The sequence below is a fragment of the Burkholderia sp. Bp9015 genome (assembly GCF_003853505.1).
GTDB lineage: Bacteria > Pseudomonadota > Gammaproteobacteria > Burkholderiales > Burkholderiaceae > Burkholderia.
In genome coordinates this window covers 23,500-32,888 of the sequence record NZ_QTPZ01000058.1, presented here as the reverse complement: position 1 = coordinate 32,888, position 9,389 = coordinate 23,500, and the positions used below count along the sequence as shown (strand labels likewise).

The 9,389-nt window shown below is 67.7% G+C and carries 8 protein-coding genes; 5 read left to right on the top strand and 3 right to left on the bottom strand.

Annotated features, from left to right (window positions below; translation table 11 throughout):
• Positions 1-114: 114 nt before the first annotated feature.
• Positions 115-1,053 (top strand): LysR substrate-binding domain-containing protein, encoded by a 939-nt coding sequence (locus DIE12_RS36085; RefSeq protein ID WP_260429074.1) that lies wholly within the window; start codon positions 115-117, stop codon positions 1,051-1,053.
• Positions 1,054-1,096: 43 nt separating this feature from the next.
• On the opposite strand, the gene DIE12_RS36080 is transcribed toward DIE12_RS36085, so the two are convergent.
• The gene (locus DIE12_RS36080) at positions 1,097-1,399 is read right to left on the bottom strand and encodes a UxaA family hydrolase (RefSeq protein WP_260426292.1); all 303 of its coding nucleotides are present in this window, start codon (positions 1,397-1,399) and stop codon (positions 1,097-1,099) included.
• A gap of 205 nt (positions 1,400-1,604) precedes the next feature.
• Between DIE12_RS36080 and DIE12_RS36075 the strand changes: the two genes are divergently transcribed.
• Positions 1,605-3,710 (top strand): TonB-dependent siderophore receptor, encoded by a 2,106-nt coding sequence (locus DIE12_RS36075; RefSeq protein ID WP_124522726.1) that lies wholly within the window; start codon positions 1,605-1,607, stop codon positions 3,708-3,710.
• A 104-nt stretch (positions 3,711-3,814) separates the two neighbouring features.
• On the opposite strand, the gene DIE12_RS36070 is transcribed toward DIE12_RS36075, so the two are convergent.
• Positions 3,815-4,861 (bottom strand): LysR family transcriptional regulator, encoded by a 1,047-nt coding sequence (locus DIE12_RS36070; protein WP_124522724.1) that lies wholly within the window; start codon positions 4,859-4,861, stop codon positions 3,815-3,817.
• Between the two features lie 83 nt (positions 4,862-4,944).
• Positions 4,945-5,688, bottom strand: coding sequence for an SDR family oxidoreductase (locus DIE12_RS36065; protein ID WP_044848713.1), 744 nt, complete (start codon positions 5,686-5,688; stop codon positions 4,945-4,947).
• A 192-nt stretch (positions 5,689-5,880) separates the two neighbouring features.
• Between DIE12_RS36065 and DIE12_RS36060 the strand changes: the two genes are divergently transcribed.
• The 3 genes from DIE12_RS36060 to DIE12_RS36050 all read left to right on the top strand — a co-directional run bounded on the left by DIE12_RS36060 (position 5,881) and on the right by DIE12_RS36050 (position 9,259).
• Complete coding sequence (locus DIE12_RS36060) at positions 5,881-7,401, top strand: PLP-dependent aminotransferase family protein (protein ID WP_124522722.1); 1,521 nt, start codon at positions 5,881-5,883, stop codon at positions 7,399-7,401.
• Positions 7,402-7,737: 336 nt separating this feature from the next.
• A complete protein-coding gene (locus DIE12_RS36055; RefSeq protein WP_124522721.1) occupies positions 7,738-8,238 on the top strand; it encodes an Ohr family peroxiredoxin in 501 nt (166 codons plus the stop codon).
• A gap of 19 nt (positions 8,239-8,257) precedes the next feature.
• The gene (locus DIE12_RS36050) at positions 8,258-9,259 is read left to right on the top strand and encodes a bestrophin family protein (RefSeq protein ID WP_124522720.1); all 1,002 of its coding nucleotides are present in this window, start codon (positions 8,258-8,260) and stop codon (positions 9,257-9,259) included.
• The last annotated feature ends 130 nt before the right edge of the window (positions 9,260-9,389 follow it).

The window sequence follows — 9,389 nt, the reverse complement described above, 5'->3', positions numbered from 1 at the left end:
ACCGCAAGGACGATTTCTTCTCGAATCCGAAGTCGGACCGCGCGAAGGACTTCCTCGCGAAAATCCTGCACTGAGCGATCCCGCGCCGCCGCCCGTTCCATGCCGATGCTCCCGATGAAACGACTGCCTTCCCTCAATGCGCTGCAGGTCTTCGACGTCGTCGCGCGACACGGCAGCTTCACGCGCGCCGCCGGGCACCTGTGCCTGACGCAGGGCGCCGTGAGCCGGCAAATCCTCGCGCTCGAAAGCTTCTATCAGTTTCCGCTGTTCAAGCGCACGCCCAAGGGGCTGACGCTGACGGCCGAGGGCGAGCTCCTGTTGCCGACCGTGCGCGAAAGCTTCGCGCGCATCGAGGAAGTGTCGATGCGCCTGTCGCGCAGGCGCACCGAACTCGCGCTGAAGGTGCCGACCTGCATGATGCAGTGGATGCTGCCGCGCATCATGCGGTTCCAGGCCGAGCATCCCGAACTCCAGGTGCAGATCACCACCACCTGGGAGCATCACGTCGATTTCCGCATGGAGCCGTTCGACGCCGCGGTGATCTACGCGCCCGGCGCCGGCCCCGACATGCATGCGATCCCGTTGTTCGAGGAACGGCTCACGCCTGTCTGTGCGCCGAGCCTGCTGGAGCGGCAACCGCTCGCGAGTCTCGACGACCTGCTCCGTCACACGCTGCTGCATCCGACGCGCGATCACCGCGACTGGAAGCGGTGGCTCGACCATGCGGGCGCGCCGCACGTCGACTCGACGCGCGGGTTGAGCTTCGAGACGCTGGATCTCGCCACACACGCGGCGATCGACGGTTACGGCATCGCGATCGGCGACAGGACGCTGGTTGACGAGAGCGTGGCCGCGCACCGGCTCGTGATGCCGTTCAACGTATCGTTGCCAACGGGGATGGGCTATTACTTCGTGTATCCGCGCGGGTCCGAACAGCAGCAGAAGATCCAGTTGTTCGGCGACTGGATCGCGGACGAACGCGCGTGGCGCTGCGGCGACACGCCGGCCGTGCCGCCGTCTCCGCCATCGCCATCGCCGGAACTTCCGGACTGAACCGCGTCATGCGAGCGCCGCTCGCGTACGCGGACCTGCCCGGTCATGCGGTCGACGAATCCCGCAGTGAGGAAAACGGTTGTCGTTCCTTTCTCCGCCGTCGTCGGCGACGTAGCGCTCCCACCTGAAACCTGTCGACCAGACGGCCGGCCTCGTCGCGCGAAGCCGCGCGCGCGATCAGCCGATGCTCCGCGCCGTGGATTTCCGGCGTCTCGGACAGGAGCGCCGTGCCGCCGATGCGTTTCAGCAGATCGACGGCCGCGCCGAGCGCGGAATTCCGCGGTCGTCCCCGACTAGCCGTCGGACCGCCCCATCGCAGGCCGGCCGTCAGCCGCGAGGCCGGCACGGTGCTGCGCCGCGCGCCGATCCGCCAGTCATGCCGATGGGCGTCCCAGCGCGATTCAACCCGGACACAACAACCGCAAACTTACGATTGAAAATAACTCTCATTTGCATTAAATTCCGGCGCGCAAATGTACCGTTTGGAACACGGATGCCGGCGCAACGCGGCTCGTGGTGCCCGAACGCGAACCAATTTCTCAGGGACGGGTATGAGCAGAAAGAACTGGGCGGCCGCACCGATGGCCATCGCCGTCGGCACGGTCGGGCTGAACGTCGCCAATGCGCAGGAGCTGGTGCTTCCGGCCGTCGAGATCTCGGCGCAGCGCACGAAGGCACCGTTTCGCGCGCCCGACTCGACGAGCGCGACGCGCACCGAGGCGGACGTGATGGAGATCCCGTTCGCGGTCAGCAGCGTCGATACGAAACTGATCCAGACCGTGGCCGCCACCCGCGGCGAAGACCTGTACGACTGGGTCGCCGGCGTCGCGCGGCAGAACAACTTCGGCGGGCTGTGGGACAACTACGCGGTGCGCGGCTTTGCCGGCGACGGCAACACGTCCGGCACCGACTACCTCGTCAACGGCTTCTCGTGGAATCGCGGCATCAGCGTGCCGCGCGACACCGCGACGCTCGAGCGCATGGAAGTCCTCAAAGGCCCCGCGTCCGCGCTGTACGGCCGCGGCGACCCCGGCGGGCTCATCAGCTACACGACGAAGCAGCCGCAGTTCAAGCGCTCGAACACGATCGGCGTGTCGGCCGGCAGCTACGGCGCGCTGCGCGAGACGCTCGATTCGACCGGCCCCGTCACGCAGTCGCTCGCGTACCGCTTCATCGCGATGAACGAGGACAACGGCAGCTTCCGCGACACGGTATCGAGCAAGCGCTACCTGTTCGCGCCGTCGTTCACCTGGGATATCGGCGCGGACACGACACTCCACTACGAATTCGAGACCGCGCGCCAGCGCGCGCCGCTCGATCGCGGCGTGGTCGCGGTCGGCGGGCAGCTCGGTGCGGTGCCGGCGTCGCGGTTCATGGGCGAGCCGCGCGACGGCGACTACGACGTGCGCAACTCGGGGCACCAGTTCACGCTCGAACATCGCTTCGATGCCGACTGGTCGGTCAACGCCGGCTTCGCGCAGCGCGACACCGACCTGTCCGGCCGCTCGTCCGAAGCGTTCGCGCTGCAGCCGGACGGCCGCACGCTGTGGCGCCGCTACCGGCAGGTCGCGTTTCACTCGAACGACGTGCAGGGGCGCGTCGAAGTGGCCGGCAAGGCCCGCACGGGCGCCATCGACCATGCGTTCGTGATGGGCGTCGATGCGTATCGCTTCAACTACGACCAGTTCGTCGCGCGCTCGACGCCGACGGCCGCGGCGCCGTATGCGATCGACATCTTCGATCCGGTGTACGGCCAGCCGGCGCCCGTGCCGCGCACCGCGACGAACCTGCTCGAGCGCGACGACGGCCAGGGCCTGTACGCGCAGGACACGCTCGCGTTCGGGCCGCACTGGAAAGTGCTCGCCGGGCTGCGCTGGGACCGCTTTCACCAGTCGGTCGAGAATCGCCTGAAGGGCGTGACGACGAGCCAGCTGCAAACGGCGCTGAGCCCGCGGCTCGGCATCGTGTACGAGGCCAGCGCCGCGCTGTCGCTGTATGCGAACACCGCGTACTCGTTCCGGCCGAACAACGGCGCCGACGCGAACGGCCGCGCGTTCGATCCCGAGAAGGGGCACGGCTACGAAGCCGGCGTGAAGTGGGCCGGCACGCGCTGGCTCGCGACCGTCGCCGCGTTCTACGTGAACAAGCGCAACGTGCTGACCGCCGATCCGGCGAATGCCGGGTTCTCGCGTGCGGCCGGCGAAGTGCGCAGCCGCGGCGTCGAATTCGAATGGAACGGCGAACTGGGCCACGGCTTGCGCGGCATCGTCAACCTCGCATACGTCGACGCGCAGGTCACGCGCGACACCGTCCTGACGCCGGGCGCGCGCCTCGTCGACATTCCGCGCCTGAGCGGCAGCGCGCTGCTGATGTACGAAACCGCGCTGCCGCTCGTCGATAAGGCCGGCGCGGGCGCGGGCGTGGTCTACGTCGGGCGCCGCGCGGGCAACACCGCGAACACGCAGGACGGCTTCGACCTGCCCGCCTACGCGACCGTGCAGCTCAACGGCTACGTGCAGGTCAACAAGCACCTGCGCGCGTCGGTCGTGCTGAACAACCTGTTCAACCGCACGTACTACGTCAGCTCGTACAACAGCCTGTGGGTCACGCCTGGCGCGCCGCGCAGCCTGTTCGTGTCATTGGCGTATTCGTTCTAGGCCGGCGCGGCGGGTCGACGGGCAGGCGCGGGGCGCGATTCGGCGATGCGTCGATTCGGCGATGCGTCGACCTGCCGGGGCGCGCATCCGGCCATCTCGAATCGTCAGGCAGCCAGCCACTGCGCCGCATCCGCCGCATCCACCGGAATCTCCGGATTGAACCGCGTCATGCAGTTCAGGTCGAGCGCGCGGATCTGCTCGGTCATGAAGTCGACGAAGATCCGGATGCGTGTCGGCAGGTGTTGCCGGCTCAGATAGCAGATGTAGTGGCCGCGATCCTGCGGCACATGCTGCGCCAGCGCGACGACGAGTTCGTTCGACGCGAGATGGTCGCGGATCTGGTAGCCGGCCATCTGCGCGATGCCCGATCCGTTCAGCACCGCGCGCAACACGAGATCGGCGTCGTTGAACGTGCGGCGCGCCGTCGGCAGGTACTTCTGCACGCGGCCGTCCACGTTGAATTCCCATTCGAACAGGCGCCCGCTCGCGAACCGGAAATTGATGCACTCATGGCGGTCGAGGTCCTCGATGCGTTGCGGGAGCCCGTGCGCCGCCACATACGACGGCGCCGCGCAGAGCGCCATCTGCATCGGAATCAGTTGCCGGGCGATGATGCTGGAGTCCTCGATGCGCCCGTTGCGGAACGACACGTCGATCCGCTCGGACACCAGGTCGACGGGCCGGTCGTCGAGCAGCAGATCGACGATGATGTCCGGATAGGCGTCCGCGAACTTTTCCAGCAGCGGCGCCACGATCTTCCTGCCGAACCCCGCGGCCGAGCTGATACGGATGAGGCCGCGCGGGGGCCCCTGCCGCAACTCGAGCATGTCGTTCATCGCTTCGACGATCTGCGCCACGCCCTGATGGCAGTTCTCGAAGAAGCGCCGGCCCTCGCACGTCAGCTCGGTCGTGCGCGTGGTCCGCTGGAACAGCCGCGTACTCAGTTGCGCCTCCAGCTTCTGCACGTTGCGGCTCACGGCCGGCCGCCCGACGCCGAGCAGTTCGGCGGCCTTCGTGAAGCTCCCCTCGCTCGCCACCGCAACGAACGCGAGGATGCCCGCATAGCTCGCACCGAAGCTCGCCGACAGCGCATCGGCGCGACCGGCCAGGTCGCGACGAACGCCGTGCTCCGATGTTTCCGAATGATTCATTTCCGCTGCCCCCAAGCATGCTGCTCATACGGATCGGCGCGTCGCCGGCATGCGCCGGCCGACCGCCTGCGTGCGAACGCGATTCAGCGCCCTGCCAGCCACGCGTCGAGGCCGATGCGCCCGAGCCGTGCCGCGCCGAGCGGCACCAGCGACGTTGCCTCGACGCGGCCGCCGTAATAGCGGGCGTCGCGATCGGTCACCACCGCGCGTGTGTCGCCGACCGACTTCAGATAGCGCGCGACGATTTCCGCGAACGGCGCGCGATCCGGGCCCGCGATCTCGATCGTGCCGTTCTGCGGCCCGGCGAGCGCGGCCTGCGCGACGAGGGCCGACACGTCCTCCGCGGCGATCGGCTGGAACAGTCCATCACCGATGCGCACGGTGCCGTCTTCCGTGCCGGCATCCGCGATGCCGCCGATGAATTCCATGAACTGCGTCGCGCGCACGATCGTGTACGGCACGCCCGCCGCCTCGATCGCCTGCTCCTGCGCGACCTTGGCCAGGAAATAGCCGTTCTCCGGCATGCGGTCGCAGCCGACGATCGACAGCGCGACGTGATGGCGCACGCCCGCGGCCACTTCGGCCTTGCCGAGATTGCGCGCCGACGTGCGGAAGAAATCGAGCACCGCCTGCGGCTCCCATGACGGCGCATTCGCGACGTCCACGACGACGTCCGCGTCCGTCAATGCGTCGGTCAGGCCTTCTCCGGTGATGGTATTGACGCCGGTGCGCGGCGATGCGGCGAGCGCCTGGTGGCCGGCTTCCTCGAGCAGCGTGACGACACGCGAGCCGATCAGGCCCGAACCGCCGATGACGACGATCTTCATCGCAAAATCTCCTGACGAATGAACTGCAGTGGAATGTGACGGGGCGTGACGGCTGCCGGATCGGGTGAACGCGGCGATGACCGTCCATCGCTTGGCGCAATTGTGGAAGAATCATGTCCTATCCAGCAGTGCCAAGAATCGTCGATCGGACTGATCCATGCCGTGCCTGTCCCCGTCATCCGCGAGACCGTCATGTCTGAGCAACCCTCCACCCTGACCATCGAAATCGACCGGCAGCATCGGTTGCCGATCTATCTGCAGATCTGCGAGCGGTTCAGAACCGCGATCGCCGCGGGCCACCTGCGTCCCGGCGATCGCGTGCCCGCGCTGCGCGGCCTCGCGACGCAGCTGAACACCGCGCGCGGCACCGTCGAACAGGCGTACACGATCCTGGTCGACGAGGGTTATCTGCAGATGCGCGGCGCGGCCGGCACGTTCGTCTCGCCGTCACTGCCGAAATCGGTGACGCGGGCGGCGTCCTCGCGTGCCGACGATCCGGCCCGGCACGCCGAGGACGCCGGCCGGCCCCAGCCGCCGGGCATGTCACGCGACAGCCCGCCGCCGCCGCGCGCGCAACCGATCGCCGTCGCGCTGAGCGGCGAGCCGCGCCCGCTGCAGCCCGGGCTGCCCGCGCTCGACGCGTTTCCGCGCAAGGTATGGCACCGGCTCGTGTCGCTGCGCGCGCGCAGCGCCGACCGCGCGCTGCTGGGCTACCCGAATCCGGCCGGCTACCGGCCGCTGCGCGAGCACATCGCCACCTATCTCGGGCTGTCGCGCGGCGTCACCTGCGTGCCCGAACAGGTGTTCGTCACCGGCGGCTACCGCGCGACGCTGGAACTCGTGCTGCGCAGCCTCGCGCGCCCGAACGACCGTGTGTGGTTCGAGGATCCCGGCTATCTGCTCGCACGCAGCTTCCTGTCCGAGACCGGCGTGGAACTCATCCCGGTGCCGGTAGACGCCGACGGAATCGACGTCGAGCGCGGCCTGCAGCTGGACGCGCACGCGCGCTTCGCGCTCGTGACGCCGTCGCAGCAGAGCCCGCTCGGCCATACGCTGTCGCTGTCGCGGCGCATCGCGCTGCTGGACTGGGCCGAAAAGACGTCGGGCTGGATCGTCGAGGACGACTACGACAGCGAGTTTCGCTACCTCGGCCGCCCGCTGCCGGCGCTGAAGAGTCTCGACCGGCGCGATCACGTGATTTATTGCAGCACCTTCAGCAAGGCGATGTATCCCGGCTTGCGGCTCGCGTATGCGGTCGTGCCGGAACGCGCGGTGGAACGCGTCGAACGCGTGGCCTGCAGCATGAACGCCGGCTCGCCGACGCTCCTGCAGGCGGCCCTTGCGGATTTCATCGAACAGGGGCACTTCGCCCGGCACCTGAAGCGCATGCGCACGCTGTACGGCGAGCGCCGCACGCTGATCGTGAGCGCGTTGCGACAGGTGTTCGGCAAGCGGATGATCGTCGAACTGCCGGTGGGCGGCATCCAGTTCGCGGTGCGGTTCACCGACGGCCCCGACGGGCCGGTCGACGACGTCGCCGTCGCCGCACGCGCGCGCGACGCGGGGCTCGCGGTCGTGCCGCTGTCGATCTGGTACACGAACAGCCATGCGCAGCAAACGCCGCGCGGCCTCGTCATCGGGTTCGCGAACGTCGCCGACGCGGACGAAGCGCACCGTCACGCACGGACGCTCCTCGCGTGCCTCGGCGGCTGACGCGCGGCGTGCGGCTTGCGGCGATGGCGTGCGCCGCGTCGACAGGCGCGGCCGATCCCGGATGGGGGGCCGATTGGTGTCGAACGGGAAACAGACAATCGCACGGAACGGCCATACCGCCCGCCTGGGCGCGCCGCTAGCATGGCAGCGTCTTTCTCGCGCAGACGAGCCCGGAGCCGGGCTGCACCGGACGCTTGCCGCATTCCTCATGCCATCGACCGCGCCCGTCATTCGTTGAAGACGCTTTTTTGCCCGGGCAGTCCTGCCCCTTCGCGGCACGTTTCGACGATCGAATGACCGACGGTCGGCGCGCGTTGCCGAATTCGAGCAAGCATCATGGATGACAACACGCTGCAGGCCCCGCCGCTTTCGCTCCTCGACCGGTATCGCGGCCAGGATTTCCAAGCGCTTTACACCACGACCGTCACCGTGTCCGGCGGCGAGACGGGCCACGGCCGGGCCTCCGGCGTGGTCCGCTCGGACGACGGCAATCTCGCCGTCGATCTGCGCCTGCCCACCGAGTGCGGCGGGCCCGGCACCGGGACCAATCCGGAGCAGCTGTTCGCGGCGGGCTTCGCCGCCTGCTTCCACGGCGCGCTCAACCTGCTCGGGACGCGCGCCGGAGTGGAGACGCCGGATACCGCCGTGGAGGTGCAGGTTTCGTTCGGCCGCGATCCGATGGACGGCGGCTACGCGTTGCTCGTCGACGTCCGGGTACGGATGCCCGGCGTCGATCGAAACGTCGCGGAAGAACTGGTGCGTACCGCGGAACGCTTGTGCCCGTACGCGAAGATGGCGCGGCAAGGCACCGTCAACATCGTGACCGTCGTCGACTGATTCGACGACGAGGCCAATCATGCATCTCGGGAAATCGTACAAGCTCTCGGAATTCCTGATCTGGACGCGCTGGAAAATCTACGAGCTGCTCGTCTTCGGATCCGTGCCGGTCGTGCTGTATCAGTTCTTCTCCGTGAGATGGCTGTCGATACCGCTGACGATCGTGGCGCTGCTCGGCACCGCGACGTCGTTCATCGTCGGCTTCAAGAACGTGCAGACCTACAACCGCGCCATGGATGCGCTGGAAATCTGGACCGAGATCCTGAGCAAGAGCCGCCGCTGGGGCCAGCTCGCGCGCGACTTCGTCAGCGACGACGAGAGCGCCCGAAAGCTGGTCTATCGGCACCTTGCCTGGCTGACCGCACTGCGCTACGACCTGCGCCGCCCGCTGATCTGGGAAAGCACGAGCAAACGCTACAACGCGGAGTACCGCCGGTTCTATCGTGTGCCGGAGTGGGAAAAGGACATCCGGGAATTGCTGCCGGAATACCTGTCCCCGGCCGAAACGGAACAGGCGCTGGCCTCCGCTTCCGTCGCCACGTTCGTGCTGAGCCTGCAGGGCACGTCGCTCAGGACGCTTCACATGGCCGGCCATCTGAATTCGAATTTTTATATGGAGCTTCAAAGGACGATCGGCGACTTCATCGATCTCCAGGCCCGCTCGGAACGGTTCAAGAACTTCCCGTATCCGCGCCAGTACGCAACCGTCAGCTCGCTGTTCGTCCGGTTCTTTTGCCTGTCGCTTCCGTTCGGTCTTCTGAACGAATTCAACCGGCTGAACGACGGCGTGAGCGGCTTCATGCACGGCAACATGGTCTGGCTCGTCGTGCCGTGCAGCGTCGCCATTTCGTGGATGTATACCTCGCTCGAGCAGGTGGGCGAAAGCACCGAGAACCCGTTCGAGGGCGGCGCGAACGACGTGCCCATTTCCACGCTGTGCAGCACGATCGAGCGCGACCTGAAAGCGATGCTCGGCGAACGCGCCGGCGATCCGTCGAGCCGCACGGTCATTGCGCTGTAGCGCGTCGGCGGCTCGCGTCTGCCCCATCGGCGGCACCGCCGCAGCCGGTGGGAAGGCCGACGCAACCGATACGCGGCGTTCTCGCCGCATTGGTGCGAAGCAGGCAATACCATGCATCCCGGGACGATCT